21 protein-coding genes are annotated in these 25,664 nt (G+C 66.2%); 6 read left to right on the top strand and 15 right to left on the bottom strand.

The window, feature by feature from the left end; translation table 11 throughout:
* The first annotated feature begins 15 nt into the window (after positions 1 to 15).
* Positions 16 to 426: an Hsp20/alpha crystallin family protein gene (locus tag E5CHR_RS13760; RefSeq protein ID WP_162580358.1), complete on the top strand. Its 411-nt coding sequence runs from the start codon at positions 16 to 18 to the stop codon at positions 424 to 426.
* Between the two features lie 117 nt (positions 427 to 543).
* Here E5CHR_RS13760 and E5CHR_RS13755 read toward each other — a convergent pair whose 3' ends face one another.
* Genes E5CHR_RS13755 through E5CHR_RS13730 form a run of 6 tightly spaced genes read right to left on the bottom strand, consistent with a single transcriptional unit; the run spans position 544 to position 8,632 of the window.
* Entirely contained in the window at positions 544 to 1,773 is a 1,230-nt protein-coding gene (locus E5CHR_RS13755; RefSeq protein WP_162580357.1) for an MFS transporter, read from the bottom strand.
* Positions 1,773 to 2,897, bottom strand: a complete 1,125-nt coding sequence (gene aroC / locus E5CHR_RS13750; protein WP_162580356.1) for a chorismate synthase — start codon at positions 2,895 to 2,897, stop codon at positions 1,773 to 1,775. Before aroC ends, E5CHR_RS13755 begins: the two co-directional genes overlap by 1 nt.
* Complete coding sequence (locus E5CHR_RS13745; RefSeq protein ID WP_162580355.1) at positions 2,894 to 3,538, bottom strand: biliverdin-producing heme oxygenase; 645 nt, start codon at positions 3,536 to 3,538, stop codon at positions 2,894 to 2,896. The genes aroC and E5CHR_RS13745 overlap by 4 nt, the downstream gene beginning before the upstream one ends.
* Positions 3,531 to 6,059 carry a response regulator gene (locus tag E5CHR_RS13740; RefSeq protein WP_162580354.1) on the bottom strand — a complete coding sequence of 843 codons (2,529 nt, stop codon included), beginning with the start codon at positions 6,057 to 6,059 and terminating at the stop codon, positions 3,531 to 3,533. Before E5CHR_RS13740 ends, E5CHR_RS13745 begins: the two co-directional genes overlap by 8 nt.
* Positions 6,049 to 6,507, bottom strand: a complete 459-nt coding sequence (locus E5CHR_RS13735; protein WP_162574488.1) for a response regulator — start codon at positions 6,505 to 6,507, stop codon at positions 6,049 to 6,051. Before E5CHR_RS13735 ends, E5CHR_RS13740 begins: the two co-directional genes overlap by 11 nt.
* On the bottom strand, positions 6,500 to 8,632 hold the full coding sequence (locus tag E5CHR_RS13730) for an ATP-binding protein (RefSeq protein WP_232062055.1): 2,133 nt from the start codon (positions 8,630 to 8,632) through the stop codon (positions 6,500 to 6,502). Before E5CHR_RS13730 ends, E5CHR_RS13735 begins: the two co-directional genes overlap by 8 nt.
* A 330-nt stretch (positions 8,633 to 8,962) precedes the next feature.
* Between E5CHR_RS13730 and E5CHR_RS13725 the strand changes: the two genes are divergently transcribed.
* From E5CHR_RS13725 to E5CHR_RS13710, 4 genes are read left to right on the top strand one after another with little or no spacing between them, the layout of a single operon-like run.
* Complete coding sequence (locus E5CHR_RS13725) at positions 8,963 to 9,574, top strand: GbsR/MarR family transcriptional regulator (RefSeq protein WP_162580352.1); 612 nt, start codon at positions 8,963 to 8,965, stop codon at positions 9,572 to 9,574.
* A 4-nt stretch (positions 9,575 to 9,578) separates the two neighbouring features.
* Positions 9,579 to 10,970 (top strand): cytochrome ubiquinol oxidase subunit I, encoded by a 1,392-nt coding sequence (locus tag E5CHR_RS13720; RefSeq protein ID WP_162580351.1) that lies wholly within the window; start codon positions 9,579 to 9,581, stop codon positions 10,968 to 10,970.
* 1 nt (position 10,971) lies between these two features.
* A complete protein-coding gene (locus tag E5CHR_RS13715; protein WP_162580350.1) occupies positions 10,972 to 12,018 on the top strand; it encodes a cytochrome d ubiquinol oxidase subunit II in 1,047 nt (348 codons plus the stop codon).
* 51 nt (positions 12,019 to 12,069) lie between these two features.
* Positions 12,070 to 13,176 carry a glycosyltransferase family 4 protein gene (locus E5CHR_RS13710; protein WP_162580349.1) on the top strand — a complete coding sequence of 369 codons (1,107 nt, stop codon included), beginning with the start codon at positions 12,070 to 12,072 and terminating at the stop codon, positions 13,174 to 13,176.
* Between the two features lie 54 nt (positions 13,177 to 13,230).
* Here the strand turns inward: E5CHR_RS13710 and E5CHR_RS13705 are convergent, their stop codons facing one another.
* The 9 genes from E5CHR_RS13705 to E5CHR_RS13665 all read right to left on the bottom strand — a co-directional run bounded on the left by E5CHR_RS13705 (position 13,231) and on the right by E5CHR_RS13665 (position 24,664).
* Positions 13,231 to 15,795: a hypothetical protein gene (locus E5CHR_RS13705; RefSeq protein ID WP_162580348.1), complete on the bottom strand. Its 2,565-nt coding sequence runs from the start codon at positions 15,793 to 15,795 to the stop codon at positions 13,231 to 13,233.
* Positions 15,796 to 15,810: 15 nt separating this feature from the next.
* A complete protein-coding gene (locus E5CHR_RS13700; RefSeq protein WP_162580347.1) occupies positions 15,811 to 16,308 on the bottom strand; it encodes a hypothetical protein in 498 nt (165 codons plus the stop codon).
* A 236-nt stretch (positions 16,309 to 16,544) separates the two neighbouring features.
* Positions 16,545 to 17,639 (bottom strand): acyltransferase family protein, encoded by a 1,095-nt coding sequence (locus tag E5CHR_RS13695; RefSeq protein WP_162583714.1) that lies wholly within the window; start codon positions 17,637 to 17,639, stop codon positions 16,545 to 16,547.
* 46 nt (positions 17,640 to 17,685) lie between these two features.
* Positions 17,686 to 18,648 (bottom strand): NAD(P)H-dependent flavin oxidoreductase, encoded by a 963-nt coding sequence (locus E5CHR_RS13690; RefSeq protein ID WP_162580346.1) that lies wholly within the window; start codon positions 18,646 to 18,648, stop codon positions 17,686 to 17,688.
* Positions 18,649 to 18,705: 57 nt separating this feature from the next.
* Entirely contained in the window at positions 18,706 to 20,496 is a 1,791-nt protein-coding gene (locus E5CHR_RS13685; RefSeq protein WP_162580345.1) for an acyl-CoA dehydrogenase, read from the bottom strand.
* An 83-nt stretch (positions 20,497 to 20,579) separates the two neighbouring features.
* Entirely contained in the window at positions 20,580 to 21,515 is a 936-nt protein-coding gene (locus E5CHR_RS13680; protein ID WP_162580344.1) for an electron transfer flavoprotein subunit alpha/FixB family protein, read from the bottom strand.
* A 23-nt stretch (positions 21,516 to 21,538) separates the two neighbouring features.
* The gene (locus E5CHR_RS13675) at positions 21,539 to 22,288 is read right to left on the bottom strand and encodes an electron transfer flavoprotein subunit beta/FixA family protein (protein WP_162580343.1); all 750 of its coding nucleotides are present in this window, start codon (positions 22,286 to 22,288) and stop codon (positions 21,539 to 21,541) included.
* 137 nt (positions 22,289 to 22,425) lie between these two features.
* Positions 22,426 to 23,706, bottom strand: coding sequence for a mechanosensitive ion channel family protein (locus E5CHR_RS13670; protein ID WP_162580342.1), 1,281 nt, complete (start codon positions 23,704 to 23,706; stop codon positions 22,426 to 22,428).
* A 4-nt stretch (positions 23,707 to 23,710) separates the two neighbouring features.
* Complete coding sequence (locus tag E5CHR_RS13665; RefSeq protein WP_162580341.1) at positions 23,711 to 24,664, bottom strand: histone deacetylase family protein; 954 nt, start codon at positions 24,662 to 24,664, stop codon at positions 23,711 to 23,713.
* 74 nt (positions 24,665 to 24,738) lie between these two features.
* Between E5CHR_RS13665 and E5CHR_RS13660 the strand changes: the two genes are divergently transcribed.
* The gene (locus E5CHR_RS13660; RefSeq protein ID WP_162580340.1) at positions 24,739 to 25,659 is read left to right on the top strand and encodes an AAA family ATPase; all 921 of its coding nucleotides are present in this window, start codon (positions 24,739 to 24,741) and stop codon (positions 25,657 to 25,659) included.
* The last annotated feature ends 5 nt before the right edge of the window (positions 25,660 to 25,664 follow it).

Genomic DNA, 25,664 nt, shown 5'->3' with positions numbered 1-25,664 from the left:
AGAAAGGAGTCGCAGATGAACGACGTTCGCAAACAGGACGGCGCTGCTTCCACCACCGTGACCGAGAAGGAGCAGCCGGGCACGCGCGAGGGTGCGCCCGCGCTGATGCCGCCCGTGGATGTCATCGAAGATGCAGACAGCCTCACGCTGTATGCCGATCTTCCCGGCGTGTCGAAGGAGACACTGGCGTTGCACGTGGACAGCGGCACGCTCACGATCGAGGCTGAGCTTGGCCTGTCCTTGCCCGAGGGACTGCAGTCGAGCCACACCGAGGTCGGCGTCGGCCGTTTCCGCCGCAGCTTCACGCTCAGCAAGGAGCTCGATGCGGAGAGAGTCTCGGCAGACCTTTCCAACGGCGTGCTGAGGCTGAGGATCCCGAAGGCCGAGCACGCGAAGCCACGCCGGATCACGGTGAACGCAGCCTGAGCCGCGAGTTGGCCGCCCGGCAGCGGCAGGGAGGAGCTGCCCTGCCGGGCGCGGCTTCAGTTCGGGTCGCCCGCGGGCGATCGGAAACAACGGCCTCTCGGACCCGGCCTGCTCCGATCAGGCCGAAGGCGGTTTAGCGCTGGCCTTGCTTGCCGCCGCGCTCGGCCGTCGGCCCATCGCTTCCAGCCGCTGCGTGCGCCACGCGCAGGCGCTGCCCACCACCGCAAGCAGGGTCGCAACGCCGAACATCACCACATAGCCGAAGTGCTGCGCGATCATGCCGCCGGCCAATACTCCCAGCACGCCGCCGAAGCCGTAGCCGATCACGGTAAAAAGCGCCTGACCACGCCCGCGCAGCCGGCCGGGAAAATAGCGCGACACCATCGCGATGCAGGTCGTGTGGTGCGCCGCGAAGGACAGCGCGTGCAGCAGCTGTGCAGCCGCCAGCGCCCAGGCCCATGATCCGCAACCGGCGGTGATCCCCATGCGAAGCACCGCAGCGATGCCGCAGATCAGCAGCCAGCGCGGCATTGCGAAGCGCCCGAGCAGCCGGCCCTGCAGGAAGAACCAGGCGACCTCGGCAGCCACGGACAGCGCCCACAGCAAGCCGATCACGCCCTTGCCGTAGCCGAGCGAATCCAGGTAGAGCGACAGGAAGCCGTAGACCGCGAAATGCGCCATCACGTGAAAGAACAGCGACGCGAAAAACCAGCGCACCGCCGGGATGCGCAGCACCGGCCCGACCGGCTCCTTCTGCGCTGCGTGCGTCAGGGGCGCCTCGCGGGTGTCGGGCAGGCGCAGGGTCGCGATCAGCACGATGGCCAGCGTGCCGCCGGCCCAGGCCGGGAAATGAGCCATCCCGAAGCGCTCAAACCACTCGCCGGCGACGAACACGGTGACCAGGAAGCCGGCCGAGCCCCACAACCGGATACGGCCGTACCGGCCCCAGTCGCCCGCCACGAGATGCGCCATGGCCGCCTCGGTGAGCGACATCATCGAGCTGGTGTGGGTAAAAGTGACCAGCAGCACCAGGCCCAGCCACCAGGCGCCGCCGTTCCACCACAGGCCCAGCGACGCGAACAGCGCCACCGCTGCGCTGATGCGCAGCAGCAGCACCCGCTGCCCCGTGTGGTCGCTCAGCGCGCCCCACGCGTAAGGCGCGAAAACGCGGGTGATCGACTGCACCGATGTCAGCAGGCTGATGGTGAAGATCGGCAGCCCCAGGCTTTGAAGCCAGAGCGGCAGGTACGGGTTGAAGAAGCCGATGTGGGCGAAGTAGCTTGCCGACAGGCCGGCGAACGCCAGCAGGTGGCCGCGGCCGCCCGCAGCAGACTCCGGCGCAGCCACTAGAGGAAAGACGCCTGCGGCGACGTTCCTTCGGCGGCGGACTCGTCCCCACCGGGCGCCCCGATCACGTCGCCGCACTGTGCGCGGTTGCGCAGCGCATGTTCCATCACGACGAGTGCCAGCATCGCCTCTGCGATGGGCGTCGCCCGGATGCCGACGCAGGGGTCGTGGCGGCCCTTGGTGACCACCTCCACCGGCTGGTTGTGGATGTCCACCGACTGCCGCGGACTGATGATCGAACTGGTGGGCTTGATGGCGATGCTCACGTCCAGGTCCTGACCCGTGGTGATGCCGCCGAGCACGCCGCCGGCGTTGTTGCTCTCGAAGCCGTCGGGCCTGATCGAGTCGCCATGGGTGGTGCCGCGTTGCGTGACACTGTCGAAGCCGGCGCCGATCTCCACGCCCTTGACCGCGTTGATGCCCATCATGGCCCAGGCGATGTCGGCGTCCATCTTGTCGAACAGCGGCTCACCGAGGCCGACCGGCACTTTCGACGCCGTAACGCGGATGCGGGCACCGCAGGAATCGCCTGCCTTGCGCAGCGCGTCCATGTAGGCCTCGAGCCGGGAGACGTCCGCCACCGGGGCGAAAAAGGGATTGTTCGGCACATGGTCCCAGCTCTCGAACGGGATCTCGATCTCCCCGATCTGGGCCATGCAGCCGCGGAACACGGTGCCGTATTTTTCGAACAGCCACTTCCTGGCCACCGCGCCGGCCGCCACCATCGGCGCCGTCAGCCGCGCCGAGGAACGGCCACCGCCGCGCGGGTCGCGAATGCCGTATTTCTTCCAGTAGGTGAAGTCGGCGTGGCCGGGGCGGAACTGCTGCGCGATCTGGCCATAGTCCTTGCTGCGCTGGTCGGTGTTGCGGATCAGCAGCGCAATCGGCGTGCCGGTCGTCTTGCCCTCGTAGACGCCGGAGAGGATCTGCACGGTGTCCGGCTCGTTTCGCTGCGTCACGTGGCGGCTGGTGCCAGGCCGTCGGCGATCCAGGTCGCCCTGGATGTCGGCCTCGGTGAGGGCCAGGCCGGGCGGGCAGCCATCGATGACGCAGCCGATCGCGGGGCCGTGCGACTCGCCGAAGTTGGTGACCGCGAAAAGGGTGCCGAAGGTGTTGCCGCTCATGGGCGGGGATTATCCGCGCAAGCCTTGGCCCCGCGGGCGCCGAAGCGCTCGAGCAGGTCCAGGAAAGCGGCCGTCGCGCCGCGCTCGGCCTGCCGGATGGAGGCGGGGTCCACGACGCTTTCCCGCAACTGCAGGATGAAGTCGCGCCAGCGCGCCGCAACCCCTGCTTCGTCCCCGGCTTTCGACAGGTAACGCAAGGGATGCGGTGCGAGGCGGTCGCGCAGCCGGCGGTGGAGCACGACGCCGCCGAGCTGCGAGCCTTCGACCACATAGGCCAATCCCCAACCGAACGCAGGCGGCACGCAGGCATCCGCGGGCTGAAAGGCGGGCTGGAGCGCCGGTGCAGCATCGCCGGCGTCGGCCAGATCGAGCGCCAGGTCCGCGAGCTTGGCATCGATGCGCAGAGCCGCCGCGTGCAGCGCCGCAACCCGGCTCGCACCCAGGTCGCGCCGCAACGCCTCGAGCCACGGCCGAAGCACGCGCAAATGGGCCGCGTAGTCATCGAGCGAGGCATCCTCGCGGGCAATCGGCAAGCCTTTGTCGAGCCGCTCATGCAGCGGCGCGGTTGCGGTCCGCAGCGCCTGCAGCACGTCGGCGCGCCGTTGCACGAGCAGGGACGATGCGCGTTCTTCTTCAGGCATTCGCGATCAGCTCCTTGACACGCCTGGCGAGCACTTCCAGCTCAAAAGGCTTGCTCATCACCTGCATTCCCGGGTCCAGGTGCCCCTGGCCCACGACGGCGTTCTCCGCATAGCCCGTGATGAACAGCACCTTGAGCCCTGGGCGGGCCGTACGGGCGGCATCGGCCAGTTGGCGCCCATTGATGCCGCCCGGCAGCCCGACATCGCTCACCAGGAGGTCGACGCGCTCACCGGACTGGAGCACGCGCAGCGCTTCGGCGCCGTCGCCGGCTTCCAGCGTGGCGTAGCCCAGCCCCTGCATGACCTCGACAATCAGCATCCGCAGCGCCGCTTCGTCATCGACCACGAGCACCGTGTCGCCCTGGTCGGCGCGCGGGCTCGCCAGAGCGGGCAGGCCACGCTCCTCAGGCTCTGCCGTGCGCAGATCCCGCGGCAGGTAGAGGCTGACGGTCGTCCCCTCGCCCGGTTTCGAATCGATGCGCACCTGTCCACCCGACTGCCTGGCAAAGCCGTAGACCATCGACAAGCCCAGGCCCGTGCCCATGCCGATCGGCTTGGTCGTGAAGAAGGGATCGAAGGCTCGGGCCACCACGTCGGGCGCCATGCCGACACCGGTGTCGCTGACGCTCAGCGACACGTACTGGCCCGGTGCAAGATCGCGCCCTGCCGCCATGCGTGCATCGATCCAGCGATTGGCGGTCTCGATGGTGAGCTGGCCGCCCTCGGGCATCGCGTCGCGCGCGTTGATGCACAGGTTGAGCAATGCGTTCTCCAGCTGGCCCGGGTCGGCGTGCACGTTCCAGACGCCGGCGGCAGCCACCACATCCAGCGAGATCTGGGGGCCCATCGTGCGGCGGATCAGCTCTTCCATGCCGGCCACCAGCCGATCGGGGTTGAGCGGCTTGGGCTCGAGCGTCTGCCGGCGCGAAAACGCCAGCAGCCGATGCGTCAACGACGCTGCCCGCTTGACGGCACCTTGCGCCACTTCGAGGTAGCGGTCCACTTCGACGGTGCGGCCATCGGCGCCCTTGCGCCGCATCAGCTCGAGGCTGCCGGAGATGGCGGCCAGAAGATTGTTGAAATCGTGCGCCAGCCCGCCGGTGAGCTGACCGACGGCCTCCAGCTTCTGGCTTTGCCGCAGTTGCTCGCGTGCGGATTCGAGCTCCGACGCGCGCTCCTTCTGCTCGGTGATGTCGCGAGCCACGCTGTAGTAGAGGCCATCCTCCGGCACGATGGTCCAGGTGAGCCAGCGATACTCGCCGGCACGCGTGCGGCAACGGCTCTCGAAGCCGCGCGTGCGCTCGCCGCGCCCGAGGCATTCGAACTGGATCTCGGCGGCGGGCAGGTCGTCCGGATGCAACAGCTGGCGCAACGGCGCGTTGCGCAGCTCATCGCTCGTCCATCCCAGTACCGTGGTCCAGGCCGGGTTGACGCTCTCGAAGTAGCCATCGGGATTGGCAACACCCAACAGGTCTTCGCTCAGCGCCCAGATGCGGTCGCGCTCACGCGTGCGCTCTTCCACCTGCCGTTCGAGCGAGGCCGCGAAGGCCTGCAGTTCGATCTGCGCCTCGCGCCGCGCCACTGCGGTGCGTACCCGGTCGCCGACCTCGCGCACATAGGCCAGCTCGTCGGCGGACCATTCCCGAACACCCCCGTGGTTCAGGTAGAGCAGCCCGACGAGGCCCTCGCGCTCGGTGAGCGGCATGTTCACGACGGCGCGCGCGCGGATCGCTTCCAGCGCCTGTGCAGTGCCACGCGTGCGGGGGTCCTCCCGCGCATCGGCAAAGGCCACGGTCACGCCGCGCCGCAGATCGTCGATATAGGACCCATAGTCCCTGAAGTTCAGCCTGCCGGCGAGGCTGGCCACACCCGGCGCGCACCAGTCCCGCTCGATGGTGATGGTTTCCGCCGCCTTGTTGACCACCCCGTATCCGGCACGGTCCACGTTCAGCATGCGGCCGAGCATCTCGGAAGCGACGTAGGCGATGGCGCTGGGGTCGTCCAGGTCGCGGATGCGATCGCCTAGTTCGATCAGCGCCAGACGCCGCGCCTCGGCCTGCGCAAAGGCGGCATTGGCCTCGCGCAGCTTGTGCTGGGCGGCTTCCCTGGCCTGCCGATCGGCCGACTCTCCCAAGGCGCGCTCGAGCACCAGGGGCAAACGCGCAAGGCGCCCCTTGCTCACGTAATCTGTGGCGCCGCGCTTCAGCAGCTCGACCGCGTTGTCCTCGCCGATCACGCCCGAGACGAAGATGAACGGCACCCCCGGTGCCATCTCCTTCGCAATCTCGAGGGCGTGTGCGCCGCTGAAGCCGGGCAGCTCGAAGTCGGACAGGATGAGCGTGGGCGTCTCCCGGCGCAGGGCATCCAGGAAGTGGCCTTCGGTAGTGACCACCGTCGCGTGCGCCAGGGGCTGAGCGAGGCCCACCGCCTCGAGCAGCAGCTCGGCGTCGAAGCGCGAATCCTCGAGGATCAGGATCCGCAGGCTTGCCGGCTGCGCAGATCGGCTCGGCTCATGAATCATGGCGCCGGGCCTTGAGCGACCCGGGCGGCGGCTCGTTGAGCACCGCCCAGAACACGCCGAGGTCTGCAATTGCAGACACGAACTGCTCGAACAGCACGGGCTTGACCACGTAGGCATTGACCCCCAGTTCGTAGCTCTTGACGACATCGGACTCTTCTTGCGACGAGGTCAGCATCACGATCGGGATGCTGCGCAGAGCCGGGTCGTCCCGCACTTCCTTCAGGACTTCGAGGCCAGTGACCTTGGGCAGCTTGAGGTCCAGCAGGATGACGGCAGGGTTGCCCAGGTCGCGCCCGGCATAGTCGCCCTCGCGGCGCAAATAATCGAGCGCCTGCGCGCCATCTCGCAGGATCACGACATCATTCGCGAGCTGGCTGCGCTCCAGCGCTATCAACGTGAGTTCGAGGTCGCGCTTGTCGTCTTCGACAAGCAGGATCGGCTTAAGCATCGTTTCCTTCTCCATGTCTATCTGGGGCTGCGTCATCGACGCGCGGCAGCACGAAGCCGAAGGTCGCGCCCACGCCGACTTCGCCGCGGGCCCAGACCTCACCGCCGTGGCGCTCGACGATGCGCTTCACGTTGGCGAGTCCGATGCCAGTGCCCTCGAATTCCTCCGCGGCGTGCAGCCGCTGGAAGACGCCGAACAGCTTGTCGGCGTATTTCATCTGGAAGCCGACCCCGTTGTCCTCGACCTCCAGGCCGTCGCCCTGCGCAACGCGAACGCCGCGTACCGTCACGCGCGCCGGATCGCGGCCGCGGGAGTACTTGATGGCGTTGGAAAGGAGGTTGCGCACGGCAACCTGCACCAGCAGCGCATCGGCATGCAGCAACGGCAGGTCGGGTTCGACAATCCACTGCACCGGACCCTGCTCGCCTCGCGACAGCTCCCGTACCAGGTCCGAGACCAGCAACGAGGTGTCGACTGCCCGGCGCTTGAGCGACGCCCGGCCCATGCGCGAGAAATCGAGGAGGGAATCGACCAGTTGCCCCGCAAACGCCGACGCCTCGCGGGCCTGCGTGAGGTAGCGCAGGGAACGATCCGACAACTTGTCGCCCTCCTGGCTCACGACCAGGTCGACGTAGCCCGAAATGTGGCGCATCGGGGCGCGCAGGTCGTGCGACACCGTATAGGAAAAGGACTCGAGCTCCTTGTTCACCCGGGCCAGCTCGGTGGCGACTGCGGCCATTTCCTCCGCGCGCCGCAACACGATCGCGATCAGCGCCTGCCGCAGCTCGGCAGCGGCGCCCACTTCGGCATCGGACCAGGCGACGGAGCGGCCACGGATGTGCTCCACCCAACTCGCGAAGCTCAGCCGCGGATGGATCCGTCCATCCGGTGCGGCGGTGACCGCCTTGCGCGGTTCGCCAGCCCAGGTCACGGTCTGCACGATTTCGGGCCGGAACCACAAGACCAGGTGGCGGTGCACCTGCGAGATCGAGATTGCCAGCACGCCGGCCGCCTTGGCCGCGAACGCATCCGCGGCCGCGTAGTGCGCAGGAAGTGCATTGTTGTGATAGACCTCCGCGCCCATGCCGACGATCCACTCTGCGATCTGAAGGATCTGCGTCTTTTCCGGCGTCTGGCCGACGTGCCAGACCGTGTCGTTCAGCACCACGGCCACACCTTCCGCACGGGCGACGCGCAGCATGAGCGAATCCTCGCGCACCAGGTGTTGCAGGGTGGCGTCGTCGCTCTCGGACAGCTGCGCGACGATTTCCAGCGTGAGCTGGCGCAACTCCAGCCGCTCCGCCACCGAGGCCGTCGCGCTGTTCGACTGGATCTGAAGCGCGAGCAGCTGTCCGAGATGCTCACAGGCTCGCCGCGTCGGAATGCCGAGCGGCCTCGGTGCATGGTCATGGCACGAGATCAAGCCCCACAGGCGCCCATCGACCACGATCGAAACCGACGCAGAGGCCAGGGTGCCCATGTTGCGCATGTATTCCAGGTGGATTGGCGAAACGCTGCGCAGCTGCGACTGCGACAGGTCGATCTGGTGCGAGGCCAGGGATGCATCGGCGGTCTGCAAAGGCACCGGCTGGTAGTTGGCGTCGGCAATCAGGCGGAAGCGGTTCAGCAGGTAGAGCTCACGCGCCTGCTGGGGAATGTCGGAGGCCGGAAAGTGGTGGCCGGCATAGCTGTCGTACCCGGGCTCGAGCACCTGCGCCAGCACCTCGCCATGTCCTGCTTCGTCGAAGCGATACAGCAGGCAGCGGCCGAAGCCCGTCAGCCGCTTCATTTCCGCCACGGCCAGCCGGCTGAGCTCCTCCATGGAGCCCGCGCGCTGCAGTTGGGGCAGGAACACCCGCATCAGCGAATAGATGGGCGCCTCGTTACCCTGGGAGGGCAACGCTGGCTCGAACTCGGCGATCAGGTGGTCTGCGGTGCGATGGGCAGAGGCATCGAACGTGTTCGCCCCTGCGCAGACCACGCCAAGGGACTGCGCGGGTGCCCCCAGGACAAGGTGATGCAGTTGCCGGTCGCGCAGGAACTCGGCAGCTTCGTCGATGCCACCGTTGTCCCAATTCGCACTGAAGGCGGCAATGCGCAGCGTCTTCGGGTCCAGCACAAGCATTCGGCCATGCGGCTGGATGGCGCCCGGCACCCGGATCGGCTCGCGGTCGCACGCGGCGAGATCAGCGTCTGGCGGGTTCGGGCTCGAGAGCTGCAAGGGCGTGTGTGGCATTCGGCGCATGGAAAGGCGGCAGATTTTGCGCTGCACCGGGCCGGCGCGCGCGTGAGCCGTCGCCTACGTGCTCTGCAAGTCGATGCCCCGGCCTTGGATGGGATTTCGCCGAGTCAACCCGCGCCGCTCGGCCCCGCCACCGGCTGCCCCGGGAACGTTCAACTGTTTCAATTTTCAGTAATTCGTGAAATTACAGCAATTTCAGACGAGAATGGCGGCATGGCCGACAGCACCCGCCTCCCTGCCCTCAATCAACGCTTCGTCGCCCACTTCGGCGAGATGGGAAGCCGCTGGGGCATCAATCGCACGGTCGGGCAGATCTATGCGCTGATCTTCATTTCCGAGCGCGCGCTGAATGCCGACGAGATTGCCGAGCTGCTCGAGTTCTCGCGCTCCAACGTAAGCATGGGACTGAAGGAACTGCAAGCCTGGCGGCTGGTGCGCCTTCGCCATCTGCCCGGCGATCGCCGCGAGTACTTCGAGGCGCCGCAGGATGTCTGGGAGATCTTCCGCGTGCTGGCCGAGGAGCGCCGCCGGCGCGAAATCGAGCCGACGCTCTCGATGCTGCGCAGCGCGCTGCTCGAGACGCCCTCAAGCGACGCGGAGCGCCATGCCCAGGCACGCATGCGGCAGATGCACGAGCTGATCGACCGGCTCATGACCTGGTTCGACGATGTCCAGAAGCTGGCGCCCGAAACCGCGATGCAGCTGATGGGCATGGGCGCCAAGGTGACCAGGGTGCTCGAATTCAAGGATCGCCTCACGGGCCGGACGGCACGTCCCCCGGCGGCGACCCCGAAGCCGGCCAGGCTCGCGAACAAGAAGGACTGAACCCATGGAATTCGACACCCTGCTCCTGTCGCGCATCCAGTTCGCGGCCAACATCAGCTTCCACATCCTGTTCCCCACCATCAACATCGCACTCTGCTGGGTGCTGGTGTTCTTCAGGCTGAGGACTATCGCCACCAAGGGCACGCCCGATGCCGCGCATTGGGAAGCGGCCTACTACTTCTGGACCAAGGTGTTCGCGCTGAGCTTCGCGCTCGGGGTGGTTTCCGGCATCACGATGAGCTTCCAGTTCGGCACCAACTGGCCCGGCTACATGGAGAAGGCCGGCAACATCGCCGGCCCGCTGCTGGGCTACGAGGTGCTCACCGCCTTCTTCCTGGAGGCAACCTTCCTCGGCATCATGCTGTTCGGCCGTGACCGGGTGTCGCAGCGCGTCCACCTCGTCGCCAGCCTCATGGTGGCGGGCGGCACCACGCTGTCTGCCTTCTGGATCCTGGCGCTCAACTCGTGGATGCAGACGCCCAGCGGCTACGAGATCGTCGACGGCCGCTTCCACGTGCTGAGCTGGTGGGACGTGATCTTCAGCCCCTCCTTCCCCTATCGCCTTGGGCACAAGCTGCTGGCCTCCGCGCTCACGGTGTCGTTCCTCATCGCCGGCCTGAGTGCCTGGCAACTGCTGCGCGGCACGCCGCACGCGGGCACCCGCAAGGCCCTGCGCGCCGGCGTCGGCCTGGCTGCCATCGCGATTCCGCTGCAGATCTTCATGGGTGACCTGCACGGCCTGAACACGCTGCACCACCAGCCCGCGAAGATCGCCGCGATCGAGGGCGTCTGGCACACCGAGAAGAGCGCACCGCTGACGCTGTTCGGCTGGCCCAATGAAAAGGAAGGCCGCACCGACTACGCCATCCAGGTGCCCAAGCTCGCCAGCCTGATCCTCGCACACGACATCGACGCCGAGATCAAGGGCCTCGATGAATTTCCGAACGCCCATCCTCCCGTGGCGCCGGTGTTCTGGAGCTTCCGCGTGATGGTGGGCATGGGCGTGCTGATGCTCATCGTTTCCTGGTGGGCCGCGTGGAAGCTGCTGCGCCGCAGGCGAGACGGGGCCATGGCGCCGGAGCCGCGCCCGCTGCTGTGGACGCTCGCCGCCATGACCTTCTCCGGCTGGGTTGCGACGCTGGCCGGCTGGTATGTGACGGAAATCGGCCGGCAGCCCTTCATCGTCTACGGGCTGCTTCGCACCGCCGATGTGGTGGCAGTGCATCCACCGGCCCTGGTGGCAAGCACGCTTGCTGCCTGGCTGCTGCTCTACGTGGTCCTGCTCCTCTCCTATGTGGCGGTGCTCAAGTACATGGCCGAACACCCCGCGGCGCCAGCACCCGAAGCGCCTTTGCCCGTGACCACCCGAGCCGGCTCCGCCGCGCTGGAAGGCTGACATGAACACACTGAACTGGGCCACCATACTGCCCCTCGTCTTCATGGGGGTGATGGGGCTGGCGCTCATGATCTACGTCGTGCTCGACGGCTACGACCTGGGCGTCGGGATCCTGCTGCCTTTCGCGACCGATGCCGAGAAGGACGTGATGGTGTCGAGCATCGGCCCCTTCTGGGACGCGAACGAGACCTGGCTGGTGCTCGGCATCGGTGTGCTGCTGATCTGCTTTCCGCTGGCGCACGGCGTGGTGCTGAGCGCGCTCTACCTGCCCGTCACGCTGATGCTGGTGGGCCTCACGCTGCGAGGCGTGTCCTTCGACTTTCGCGTCAAGGCGCGGGACGAACACAAGCGGGCCTGGAACAACGCCTTTTCCATCGGCTCCCTGCTGGCTGCCATGGCGCAGGGCTGGATGCTCGGCAGCTATCTGACCGGGTTCAGCAGCAGCGGCCTGTCGCTGGCTTTCAGCCTGGGCATCGCGCTGACGCTGCCGACCGCCTACGCCATGCTGGGTGCCGGCTGGCTGATCATGAAGACCGGCGACTCGCTGAAACAGAAGGCGGTGCGGTGGGCCCGCGCCGTGCTGTGGCCGATGGGGGTTGCCTTGGTCGGCATCTCCGTCGCGACGCCCATCGTCAGCCCGACCGTGTTCGACAAGTGGTTCAGCCTGCCGCAACTGCTGGGCCTGCTGCCCATTCCGCTGGCCTGCGGCGTAGCCTTTTTCGCGATCCTGCAGGTCATCTCCAAGCCCAGGGTTGTCGCGGCCGGCTATGGATGGGTAGTGTTCGCCGGCACGGTGCTGATCTTCCTGATGGCCTTCCTCGGGCTCGCCTACAGCATCTATCCCTACGTGGTGCTGGACCGCCTGACCGTCTGGCAGGCCGCGAGCGCCACCGAAGCGCTGGTCGTGATCGGGATCGGCGTGGCGATCACCCTGCCCGCCATCATCATCTACACGATCTTCATGTACCGCGTGTTCTGGGGCCGCGCGCAGGCGCTGAGCTATGGCACGACGGCCGGCCCCGGTCCGGTCGCTTCCTCCGGGCACTGACGGGACGCGGGCCGCTGATACGATCGGCCGAAGCAGCATTCGGGAGCGACATTGAAAGTTCTTTCCATCACGCCGACCTACTTTCCGCAGGTGGGCGGCATCGAGTCGGTGGTCCGCGAGCTGGCCGTGCGCACCTCGGGCCCTGGCGTGCAGGTCGACGTGGCCCATGTGTCGCCCAAGCTCGCGCAACCCTCCGTGGACGAGCTGGACGGCCTGAAGGTCTACCGCGTGCCCGTGGCCGGCAACCGGCTCGCCGGCTATGCGCGCGACTTCGGCCGCCTGGCCGCGGGCTACGATCTGCTGCACGTGCACGACCCGCAACTGATGATGCTCACCGGCAATGTGCTGCTGCAGTGCCGCCACATCCCGGCCGTGCTGAGCACGCACGGCGGCTTCCGCCACACGACGCGGCACCGGTCGATCAAGTGGCTGCACGAGCGCCTGCTGATGCGCTCGCTGCTGCGGCACTACCGCAAGATCCTGGCGACCAGCGAGTCGGACACGGCGTACTTCAGCCAGTTCTCGGACCGCGTCGAGAAGTGCGAAAACGGCATCGCCTATGCCAAGTTCCAGCAGGGCCTGCTGACCGGCGCGCCCGATGCGTCGAAATGGATCTACTGGGGCCGCTGGTCGCGCAACAAGCGCATCGACGCGGTGATCGACACGGTCGCCATGGCCCGCGACCAGGGCATCGCGATCGACCTGCTGATTGCAGGGCCGGACTTCGACAACCTGCGCGAATCGCTGCAGGACCAGATCCGCGCGCTGAAGCTCGACAGGTCGGTCCGGCTGCACCCCTACATCGAGGATGCCGCGCTGATGCACGAGCTGCAGCAGCGCACCGTCTTCGTCACCGGCAGCGAGTACGAGGGCTTCGGCGTCGGCATTCTCGAGGCCATGGCGGCGGGGAAGATCGTGCTGTGCCGCGACATCGCGCCGATCAACGGCTTCGTCGAGCGCGGCGTCAATGGCTTCTTCCTCGGCTTCGAACGAAGTGCGGTCGACATGGCCACGGTTCGGGAGCTCACCGGTCTGGACGCCACGCGCTGCGCCGCGATGTCGGAGGCCGCGCAGCGCAAGGCAAAGCGCTACGACTGGGACTCGGTGGCGCAGCAGTTCTCCGCGCACTATGCGCAGGCGCTGGCCGCCGAAAGCTAACCAGGCCTCGCGACCCAACCGGGTGATTGCGGGGCCAGGACGGGTGCCCGGATGCTATTGCCTCTTGGCCAACCTCCCGAGCACCTCCGCCCTGCGCGTCATTTGGGCACTCGCCACATTGCGTGTGACGAGATCCAAGGCTTCGTTCACCCATTCAACGCGCGCTTGTATGCCTGCAGGGTTGAACAGCGAATTGTGCGTGTGCCACAGAATCCCCAACTGGAGTGCTTCAAGAATACCCTGCGTGGAAGCGGTGAACTGCTGCATCGCCGTCGCCAATATCGGACCGCTGTTCAGAAAGCTGGCAAGCACATTTGCCGACTGCGCAAAATTGTTCTTCCCCCAAGCGGTCGAAGCGAGTCCGCCGAGCAACTCCGCCAGGAAGATCTGGCCATTTTCATTCCCATTCCCGAAGGCATTGCAACAGTCACTCAGCGCCTGCCAATTGCTCGCCTCGACGAGCGCAAGAAGATGCGCGCTTACGTCTTGCCTCACCTCCGGGAAGGGAGAGTAGCCGGGTGGCGCGGATGCCAGGGCGTTCGCAATCTGCTGCAAGTATTCAGCGGCCTTCGGGGAGCTCGCACCAGCTCCGGCCAGCTTAGAGGCGCCATCCCGCAATGGCGCGACCCATCCTCCTTGTACAGATGGATCGGGCAACATCGTTCGCGCCATGGCCTGCAGGTAGTTGAACGAGCTCGCCCCCGGCACCGGCTGTGACGCCTGCGGGATTAATTGATTCAGCGCCAGAGCATAGGGATCCAGGGAAAGCGGTCCCGAATACTTTGCCGACAACCACTCCCGCATCAAGGACCGGATCTTCTCAGCCAGCGGCCCTGGTACGACATCCCCCAGGTCGCCAGGGTGAATCTGCACGATAAGGCCGCCGCCCGTTGCAGCCAAGTCGGCCGTAGCATTGGCGAGCGCAAGATTCGCGAAGATCTGCGGATCGGCTTCCTCGAGCATCGCGAGGAATGCGCGGAGCATGTCGTCATCCTGGGTCCGGCTGGACTGGTCATTGACTACAGAACTCAGCATTGCCCCAATGAAGTTCTCGGCCTTACGGTCCCCCGGAACCAACGCCACACCTAAAACGCCGCAACGACGCAGGGCGGCCCTCGCGGCGTCGCCGGAACCCGCGCTGAACGCGGCCGCGAGACGGTCGCTGATCCATCGGCGCAGATCGTTATCGAGCTGCGCGTCCGGTGCAAGCTGGAGCTCTCTACAGGCAGCCAGTTCGGGGCCGTCCAGCACGGCGAGCCATTCCGTGAATGCGTTGGCGCGCTCCGTGGAATTCAGGCCGGCCAAGGCTGCCACAAGCCGCTTGCGGAACTTGTCGCTGACCTCCTTCGCAAGAGCCGCAATCGGATCGTTCTCTGCGGCGAGCTGAACGGCATACGTCTGAAGTGCATACCACGCCTGAATGGCGTGCGGGGCGGTCCAGTTGGTATGCGCACTGCGTTTGACGGGCCCCGCAAAACCCGCAAAAAGATCGAGCGCGAGGTGCATCGCACTGTCCGGAGACTCCATCACCATGATCTCAATGACATCTTTGACTGGTATGTCCCACTTCGTAGGCACATTGTCGAGATGCAGGGTGGCGGAGCCGGTGGTCGTCAGCCATCCACCCTTCTTGAGTGTCGCGTAGCTCTGCAGGTCACCAACCTTGGGCGGCTTGCTGCCGTTCGGGCTCGACAAGGAGCGCCGCGGCAGTTTGGTGAGCCGAGACCGCAGCAAACCTGCCGGATCGAGCGGAAGGTTCTGGTTCAACGGGAGCATTCCCAGCAAGACGTCCGTCAGATCGCTATCGGCGATGCAAAGCAGCTCCACCCTATCAGCAGATTGAGAGGAAGCGATCAACTTCAGGACTCGATCCCGCGCGAATAAAGGACAGACCGTAAGAAATTTCTTGAGGAACTGCGAGTCGCCTCGCTTTACTATGAAACGAGCCTCATCCGCCAGCATTCTCGCGAAGCTTCTACTCAGCGAAACACTACGCTCGATTGCTTGCCCGAAGGCTAGACCTGTCGGAGTGGCAAGAATTGCGACTTGAGTGTGGGCCGAACATCGGCTGAACAGCGCGAACGCGGCTTCGGAATTTCCTTTCCGAGCGAGTTCCTCCAACTCAAATGCAAGCATAGTTACCAGATGGCCGGAGCCAGACACCATGTTGTTGCCCGACAGCTTCAAGTCACCGCTCATTGCCAGAACTTCACAGATCTCGACAAGCGCTTTTTCCGCGTCTTGGAACACGTGTAAGGACAGTTGGCCTTTCACGCTGGTGAACAGATTCGCAAAATCCAGTGCTGGCTGCAGCTTATCCTTGGGCCCGCGGAGAAGGTGCGTCCTGGATGTGACACCGGGCAGCTTCAAACCGCATATCAGATCGCCGAGGTCCCGATCGTCAAGAATCAACGCCGCATCGGTCTCTCCCGGAACCTCGACGATTTCGAACCGTCGCGGCACAGGCGGTGCGCCCTTCTGCGGGATCGGGCGCCTAGCTGTGCTCGGCGTCGCATTGCCGGCGTCCGACTTCGAAGGGTCCCGCTTCAAATTGAGTGAATGTTGTGTCCTCTTGAGGGTGGGGATGGGGGTGGGGGTGGGCGTGGTGGTTGGTCTCATTTCAATTCTCGTGATTCAGATCAAAGCAGCTAGGCGGTAGCCATCCTTGGAATGCCGAGCGCGCTGCGGCGAGGGACGCGCGAATTTGTCAAAGATCTCCGTCCAGAACGCGAGTTCGCCGATGAACCGCTCCAGGAGCTCGTCGCACCGCGCCTGATCAAACCCAGCCTCGGGAAGATCCAGCAGCAATGTGAAAGCAGCTTCATCCTCCGCGCAGTAGATGGACCATTGGCCGTCATCGTCGGTGCGAAGTTCGACGAACTCGCCTTCGTCTTCTGCCGCGACAAAGAATTCGTCCTCGTCGCCGCATTCAGTCTCTTCATGGGTTTCGTCGACCCGAGCGACACAGTCCCCATAGATGCGCACGAGACCGTGATCCGGCAACAGCAAAGTGACTAACTCCCTGCCATCTTCGAATGCCAATCTCACGCCATCGCCAATGTGGACTTGGCGCACGAACGGCAATCGTCCCGCGGCGGCTTCAACACAAGCACATAGTTCTTCTCTCGTCATTGGATAGCTGAGCCTTCTTTAAACTGCGCCACAACTGGGTAACAGCAACGAAGGCCGAGTTCCGGGCAGCACAACGTCGCCCAGAGATGCGAATCGTCGGACACCGGAAGCGTGGGGCTTGGCGTGTTCAAGCCGGGCAGGCGGCTATATGCTGAAGCGCAGGTGACGACCGGGCATGCTCGCTCCGGCGTGGTCCGGCCGGCCGAGGGCGCCGGCTGGTTCGTCCGCCCCCTTCATCAGGCCCAGGTCACCGCCCCGCACGCGAGCAGCGCCGCGAACAGGGCCAGCAACCTGGGCCACGTGACCGGCTGCGACTCGACCCAGCGGTACAGCAGCGCCGCCGCGGCAATCGACAGCCCGAAGACGGTGATGAGGCCAAGCAGAGCGGTCCAGGGCCCGACGGGCGCCAGATGCGCCACCGCCGCGCTCACCAGCAGCAACACCGGAAAGTGGATCAGGAACAGCGAATACGAGATGCGCCCCAGCCGCAGCAGCGGCCGCCACGCGCCCAGCACCAGGCTGCCGTGGCGCTGGGCCGCCGCCAGCAGCAGCGCCGTGACCAGTGCGGTAGCGATGCGGCTGCGCCAGTCGAGCGCCAGGGCGGCGGCGCCCACCATCACCAGCAGCGCCACCGCGAAGCGCCAGGTGCTGCGTCGCGTGGCCCGGCCGATCCAGAACGCCAGCATGCCCAGGCCGTAGGCGCCGAAGAAATAGAGGGCCGTGTCGTCGAGCGCTGCGTTGCGGTTGAACACCGCGAGCGAGGCAATGGCCAGCATCAGCACCAGGGCCACCGCCAGCCAGCGCGAGCGCTCCAGGTGCAGCGCCCAGCGGCGCTGCAGCAGCTCCGACAAGCCGATGGCCGCCAGCGCCAGCACGAAGAGCTGGAAGTCGATCGCCACGTACCACACGCCGGCGGAGAGTGCTTCGTAGCCGAGCAGGTCCTGCAGCAGCAGCCCGTGCGCCACCAGCTGTGCGAGGCCAGGCGCCGCCGGCACAGCCTCGTCGGCGAGCCAGGGCCGCACCAGCGCGGCGGCCAGCACGCTGACGCTGAGCGCCGCCAGGTAGGGCATGACGAGCCGGCCGTAGCGCTGGAACACGCGCAGCAGGGGGCGGTCGATCCGCAGCACGCCATCGGGCGCCAGGCTGCCGGCCGCCAGGAAGCCCGCGATCACCAGGAACACCTGCACGGCAAGGCGGCCGTTGTCGGCCAGCCATTCGAAGACACTCGGTGCCAGCGCGGAGGCACTGGCCGGCAGCGGACCGTAGCGCGCGAGGTGATGCCCGACGATCAACGCGCAGGCGAGCCCTTTTGCCACATCGAGCAGCGGCATGCGCACCGCTGCCGCAGGCGCGGCGTTGGTGCACGCCGCGCCAGGATCAGAGGGCAAGGCGTTGCCGCGCTTCCTGGTACTCGCGCTTGAGCTTCTCGACGAAGGCCGCGGCGGTGCCGACTTCGGTGACGGCCCCGATGCCCTGCCCCGAGCCCCAGATGTCCTTCCAGGCCTTGGTCTTGCTGCCCTCCCCGCCGCCGAAGTTCATGGTCTTGAGGTCGCCCTGCGGCAGGTTGGCCGGGTCCATGCCCGCGGCCACGATGCTCGGCGCCAGGTAGTTGCCGTGCACGCCCGTGAAGAGATTCGAATAGACGATGTCGTCGGAGTTGCCGTCGACGATGGCCTGCTTGTACTCGTCGCTCGCGCGCGCCTCCTGCGTGGCGATGAAGGCGGTGCCGATGTAGGCGAAGTCGGCTCCCATGGCCTGCGCCGCCAGCACCGCGCCGCCGGTCGCGATCGCGCCCGACAGCGCGACGGGGCCCTCGAACCACTGGCGGATTTCCTGCACCAGCGCGAAGGGGCTCTTGATGCCGGCGTGCCCGCCGGCCCCGGCCGCCACTGCAATGATGCCGTCGGCGCCCTTCTCGATCGCCTTGCGGGCAAAGGCGTTGTTGATGACATCGTGCAGCGTCACGCCACCATAGCTGTGCACGGCGTCGTTGACATCGGTGCGCGCGCCCAGCGATGTGATGACGATGGGCACCTTGTACTTCACGACCATTTCCATGTCGTGCTCGAGCCGGTCATTGCTCTTGTGCACGATCTGGTTGATGGCGAAGGGAGCGGCGGGCCGGTCGGGGTTTGCTTTGTTGTATGCCGCGAGTTCCTCGGTGATCTCGGCCAGCCAGTCTTCCAGCTGCGAGGCCGGGCGCGCATTCAGCGCGGGCATCGCGCCCACCACGCCGGCCTTGCATTGCGCGATCACGAGCTTGGGGTTGCTGATGATGAAGAGCGGCGAGCCGATGATCGGCAGCGGGAGGTTGGCGAGCACGGGAGGAAGCTTGGACATGGTCGGGTCGTCTCTTGAGGTTGCGGGATGCGGAAGCGGACAGCCGGCTGCCCGATTTCAGAAGGCGTCGATCGCCAATGCGGTAGCGCTCTCCGCCCCGTCGACGATGCTGTCGCGCAGCCCCGGTGCCTTGTTGAGGATGTGTTCGGCATAGAAGCGGGCGGTGGCGATCTTGGCCTGCATGAAGGCGACGTCGTTGCCCGCCTTGACCTGATCCTCGGCCACCAGCAGGGAACGCGCGAGCTGCCAGCCGGCGACGAGATTGCCCGCCAGCATCAGATAGGGCACGCTGCCTGCGAAGACCTCATTGGGCGAGGCCTTGGTCTGGCCGGCCACGAACTCGACGACATCGACGAACGCCTCGCGCGCAGCCTTCAGCCGCTTGGCCACCGCGCGTGCGCCGGCACTGTCGCGCCTGGCGAGCTCAGCCTCGGTCTTCTCGATCTGGGCCGCGATGGCCTTGGCGACCTGCCCGCCGTCGCGCGCCGTCTTGCGGCCGACAAGGTCGTTGGCCTGGATCGCGGTCGTGCCTTCGTAGATGGTGAGGATCTTGGCGTCGCGCAAATACTGCGCCGCGCCGGTCTCCTCGATGAAACCCATGCCGCCGTGCACCTGCACGCCCAGCGACGCGACCTCCAGGCTCATCTCGGTGCTGTAGCCCTTCACCAGGGGCACCATGTATTCGTAGAAGGCCTGGTTCTGCTTGCGCGTCTCGGCATCGGGGTGGTGATGCATCGCATCGTAGGCCGCCGCCGCGGTGGCAGCCATGGCGCGGCACCCCTCGGTGTAGGCGCGCATCGTCATCAGCATGCGCTTGACGTCGGGGTGGTGAATGATGGGCGCGCTGGCGTTGAGCGAGCCGTCCACCGGGCGGCTCTGCACCCGGTCCTTGGCATAGGCCACCGCCTGCTGGTAGGCGCGCTCGGCAATCGCGATGCCCTGCATGCCCACCGCATAGCGCGCCGCGTTCATCATGATGAACATGTATTCGAGCCCGCGGTTCTCCTGGCCGACGAGATAGCCGACAGCGCCGCCGTGGTCGCCATACTGAAGGACCGCCGTCGGCGAAGCCTTGATGCCCAGCTTGTGCTCGATGCTGACGCAGTGGACGTCGTTGCGATCACCGAGGGACCCATCCTGGTTGACCAGGAATTTCGGCACCACGAACAGGCTGATGCCCTTCACACCCTCCGGCGCACCGACCACGCGTGCCAGCACGAGGTGCACGATGTTCTCCGCCATGTCGTGCTCGCCGTAGGTGATGAAGATCTTGGTGCCGAAGATCTTGTAGCGGCCGTCGGGCTGCGGCTCGGCGCGGCTGCGCACCATCGCGAGGTCGCTGCCGGCCTGCGGCTCGGTCAGGTTCATGGTGCCGGTCCATTGGCCGCTCACCAGCTTCTCGAGGTAGGTGGCCTTCAGCTCGTCGGAGCCGGCGGTGAGCAGCGCCTCGATCGCGCCATCGCTCAGGAGCGGGCATAGCGCGAAGCTCATGTTGGCCGAGTTGAGCATCTCGACGCAGGCGGCGCCGATGGTCTTGGGCAGGCCCTGGCCGCCGAATTCGGCCGGATGCTGCAGCCCCTGCCAACCGCCCGCAGCATATTGCGCAAAGGCTTCCTTGAAGCCGGGCGTGGTGGACACCTTGCCGTCCTTGAACGACGACGGATGCCTGTCGCCCGCTACGTTCAAGGGTGCGACCACGTCCTGGTTGAAGCGCGCGCACTCCTCGAGCACGGCTTGCGCGGTCTCGAGGCCGGCGTCCTCGAGGCCGGGCATCTGCGAGACCTGCGCGATGTCGGCAAGATGCTCGATGTCGAAGAGCATGTCCTTGATGGGGGCGGTGTAGCTCATGGCTGTGTCCAATGCGGCAGATATGAAAAAGGCATCGCGAACGATGCCCTGTGGTTACTTCGCTGTCGGTTCGGCGAAGGTGCTCAGAGTGCCTTGACCAGTTCCGGCACCGCGGTGAACAGGTCGGCCTCCAGACCGTAGTCGGCCACCGAGAAGATCGGTGCTTCCGGGTCCTTGTTGATCGCCACGATCACCTTGGAGTCTTTCATCCCGGCCAGATGCTGGATCGCACCCGAGATGCCGCAGGCGATGTACAGCTGCGGCGCCACGATCTTGCCGGTCTGGCCCACCTGCCAGTCGTTGGGCGCATAGCCCGCATCCACCGCGGCGCGGCTGGCACCCAGGCCCGCGTTGAGCTTGTCGGCCAGCGGCGCCATCACTTCGGTGAACTTCTCGGAGCTGCCCAGGGCGCGACCGCCCGAGACGATGATCTTGGCGGCGGTCAGCTCCGGGCGCTCGCTCTTGGTGACTTCGCGCCCGACAAAGCTGCTCTTGCCGCTGTCGGCCACGCCCTCGGCGTTCTCCACCGTGGCGCTGCCGCCCGTGGCAGCGGCCGCATCGAAGCCGGTGGTGCGCACCGTCAAGACCTTGATGGCGTCACTGCTCTGCACGGTGGCGATGGCATTGCCCGCGTAGATGGGACGCTCGAAGGTGTCGGGGCTGTCGACCTTGGTGATGTCGCTGATCTGCGCCACATCGAGCTTGGCCGCGACGCGCGGCGCGACGTTCTTGCCGCTGGCAGTCGCAGGGAACAGGATGTGGCTGTAGTTGTTGGCGATGGCCAGCACCTGCGCGGCCACGTTCTCCGCGAGGTTGTCCGCGAGGGAGGGGCTGTCGGCGGCGATCACCTTGGCCACGCCGGCGATCTGGGCGGCGGCAGCCGCGGCTTCGGCGGCGTTGGCGCCAGCCACCAGCACGTGCACATCGCCGCTCTGGCAGGCGATGCCCGCGGTCACGGTGTTCAACGTCGCGGGCTTGACGGTGGCGTGGTCGTGTTCTGCGATAACGAGTACGGTCATGTCGATTCTTCCTGGTTCCGGCCTCAGATCACCTTGGCTTCGTTCTTGAGCTTGTCCACCAGCGTGGCGACATCGGGCACCTTGATGCCGGCGCCGCGCTTCGGGGGCTCGACCACCTTCAGGGTCTTCAGGCGCGGCTTGACGTCCACGCCCAAGTCCTCGGGCTTGAGGGTGTCGAGCTGCTTCTTCTTGGCCTTCATGATGTTGGGCAAGGTCACGTAGCGCGGCTCGTTCAGGCGCAAGTCGGTGGTGATGACTGCGGGCAGCGAGAGCGAAATGGTCTCCAGGCCGCCGTCGACTTCGCGGGTGACGTTGACCTTGTCACCCGCCACTTCGACCTTCGACGCAAAAGTGGCTTGGGGCAGGTCTGCCAGCGCGGCGAGCATCTGGCCGGTCTGGTTGGCATCGTCGTCGATGGCCTGCTTGCCGAGGATGATCAGCTGGGGAGCCTCTTTGTCGACCAAGGCCTTGAGCAGCTTGGCCACGGCCAGGGGCTGGAGCTCCTCGGTGGTCTCGACGAGAATGCCGCGATCGGCACCGATGGCCATGGCAGTGCGCAAGGTCTCCTGGCACTTCGCGTCGCCGCAGCTCACCGCGATGATCTCGGTGACCACGCCCTTCTCCTTGAGCCTCACCGCCTCTTCGACGGCGATCTCGTCGAAGGGGTTCATGCTCATCTTGACGTTGGCGATATCGACTCCGGTGCCGTCGGACTTCACGCGCACTTTGACGTTGTAGTCGACGACCCGCTTGACGGGGACCAGGACCTTCATTGGCTTGACTCCATTGAATTGCGAAACTGGGGGTGCAGAGGAACCGAAGATTCTAGGCGTCGGCCTCCGCGCGAACTGTTCATTTCAATCATCGGACGCTGTAGCGCAGAAAAAAGAACGGTCGTGCTTTTTTGCGATTATAGGCGAGCTTCGCCGGTCGACAGCATTCCAGCTGGTAACGATTCGACGCGCAGCACGCGCTGCGGATAGGGAATGTCGATCTTTGCCTTGCGAAGGCCTTCGAGGATGGCGATGTTGATCGCGGAGCGCAGGTTGTCCTTGCCGTTGTGGGGGTCGGCAACCCAGACGTTGAGGCTGAACTCCAGTCCGTCGGGCGCGAAGTTCGACAGATAGGCCACGGGTGCCGGTTCCTTCATCACGCGCGATTGCGCAGTGGCCGCACCGCAGAGGATCCCGATCACCTGCGCCACGTCGCTGTCGTAGCCCACCACGATGCTGGTAGTGATGTTGAACTTGAGATCGGCCATCGACAGGTTTTCGACTCGGCTCGTGATAAGAGATTCGTTCGGCACGATCGACTCGCGCCCGTTGCCTGCCCTCACCAGCGTGTAGCGGGTCTTGATGTCCGTGATCCGACCCTCGAATCCGTCCACCTTCACGTTGTCGCCGATGCGGATCGACCGCTCCAGCAGGATCACGAAGCCGCTCACATAGTTGGCGGCAAGCTTCTGCAAGCCGAACCCCAGTCCGACACCCAGGGCGCCGCCGAGCACCGACAGGGCCGTCAGGTCCACGCCCACCAACGACAACCCGAACAGCAGACCGACCAGCAGCAAGATGGCGCGGATGGCGTTGGAGGCCACCTTGCGCATGGACAGGTCGGTCAGCGCGGTTTGAAGCACCCGCTTTTCAATGGTCGACGCGATCCACAAGGCGATCACCAGCACCAGCGCAGCGGACAACGTGCCCTCGAGCATGGTGCGCAGGCTGACCTGGTTCTTGCCGAACGAAAGCGTAATCTTGTCGAGCTCGGCGAGCACGGCCGGCAGCAGGCCGACGATCCACAGCACCGCCGCGATCCAGGCCAGCCAGGAGACGGTGCGCTCGACCAGCCGAACCAGCGCCGAGTTCGGGAAAACGGCCCGCAGCACGCGCGCAACCAGGCGGATCGCGGCCAGCGAAAGAAACATCGACACCGCGATGCGCAGCACCAGCACGGGCTGGAAGTCGAGCACGAAGCGCCTTGCGAGATCGGTCAGGAGCAGCGCCAGCAGCGGGAACAGCAGCCCGTCGAAAGTGCGTTCGCCGAACCAGATCGAGTCCTTGGGCTGGTCGCGGCCGAACCAGCGGCACAGGCCCCAGGCCAGCGCCACGCAGGCCATCAGTGCGGCAATCTCGACCCAGAGAGTCTCGGCATGGATCTGGCTGAGCCGCTTGAGGAAATCGTCCAGAGTCATCGGCCTACAGATCTGCCAGCACCCGCACGTGGGCCTCCACGCTGGTGGCCAGCGCATCGAGGTTGTAGCCGCCCTCCAGGAGGGACACGATGCGCCCGCCGGCATGGCGCCGCGCCACCGCGCGGATGCGCTCGGTGATCCAGGCAAAGTCGTTCTCGTTGAGCCGCAACTGGCCCAGGTCGTCGTCGCGGTGTGCGTCGAAGCCGGCGCTCACGAAGACCATCTGCGGCCGGAATTCTTCCAGCCGCGGCATCCAGCAGGTTTCGATCAGCTCGCGCACGTCCATGCCTTTCGTGTAGGCCGGCACCGGCAGGTTGAGCATGTTGGCCGCCGGATGGTCGGTGCCGCTGTACGGATAGAACGGGTGCTGAAAGATGCCCACCATCAGCACGCGCGGATCGCCGCTGAAGATGTCTTCGGTCCCGTTGCCGTGGTGGACGTCGAAGTCGACGATGGCGACGCGCTCCAGTCCGTGCACCTCGATGGCATGGCGCACGGCCACCGCGATGTTGTTGATGAAGCAGAAACCCATGGCCTTGTCGTGGCAGGCGTGGTGGCCGGGCGGACGCACGGCGCAGAAGGCATTGTCGAGCGCGCCCGAGATCACGGCGTCGGTCGCCGCGATGGCCGCGCCCGCCGCGCGACGCGCTGCCAGGAGCGTAAAGCGCATGAGCGCGGTGTCCGGGTCGAGTTGCGCGTAGCGGGGGCCGCCGGCAGGCTCGTCAGCCACCAGCCGCTGGTTCAGGGCCTCGAGGTGCTCGATGTGCTCGACGTCATGCGCGCGCGTGATCTGCGGCAAGGTCGCCAGCGGCACGTCGCCGCGTTCGAGGGCATCGGCCACGCCCGTGACGAGCAGGCGGTCTTCGATGGCATCGAGCCGCTGCGGGCATTCGGGATGGCCCGCGCCCATGTCATGCTTCCAGCAGTCGCGGTGTGTGAAGTAGCCGGTTTTGCCCATGATCGACTCGCGTCGTAGGCCTCACGCGGCTGAGGGCGCCAGGCTTACGGTATTGTTTGCATATGGATACAAAAATGGACGTCGCCGCGAAGCTCGCCAGTTTGCTTGGTCAGCTTAACACGGTGATCGTGGGCAAAGAGGCGCAGGTGCGCGATTGCGTGGCCTGCCTTCTCGCCGGCGGCCACCTGTTGATCGAGGACGTGCCGGGGGTCGGCAAGACCACCCTCGCCCACGCGCTCTCGCACACATTCGGGCTGCAGTTCTCGCGCGTCCAGTTCACGGCTGACCTGATGCCGGGCGACCTGTCGGGCGTCGCCATCTACGACCGCGGGCAGCAGGCTTTCGTCTTTCACCCCGGACCGATCTTCGCGCAGGTCCTGCTGGCCGACGAGATCAACCGCGCCAGCCCCAAGACACAGAGTGCGCTGCTCGAGGCCATGGAAGAAAAGCAGGTCACGGTGGAAGGCGAGACCCGCCCGCTGCCCAGCCCCTTCTTCGTAATCGCGACCCAGAACCCGCACGACCAGCTCGGCACCTTCGCGCTGCCCGAATCGCAGCTCGACCGATTCCTGATGCGCATCTCGCTGGGCTACCCCGATCGCGCGGCCGAGCGCGCGCTGCTGGCCGGTGCCGATCGCCGCGAGATGCTGGCGGGCTTGCCAGCCTTGCTGACGGCCGGCGAGCTCACCGCCCTGCAGCAGCGCGTGCTGCAGGTCCATGCCGCCGAGCCGCTGCTGAACTACGTGCAGGACTTGATCGCCGCGACGCGCTCGGGCCGCTGGTTCCTGCAGGGGTTGTCGCCGCGCGCGGGCATCGCGGTGCTGCGCGCCGCCAAGGCGCAGGCACTGCTGGCCAACCGCGACTATGTAGCGCCCGACGACGTGCAGGCCGTGCTTCCTCAGACCATCGCGCATCGCCTGACGCCCGTCGGCGACGCCGGCCGCGGCGCCACCGAGCAGGTGCGCGCGATGATCGCCGCCGTCCCCTTGCCGTGAACCTG

This window comes from Variovorax sp. PBS-H4, from assembly GCF_901827205.1.
Classification (GTDB): Bacteria; Pseudomonadota; Gammaproteobacteria; order Burkholderiales; family Burkholderiaceae_C; genus Variovorax.
The sequence above is the reverse complement of the archived record's forward strand: the minus strand, read 5'-3'. Positions and strand labels throughout refer to the sequence as shown.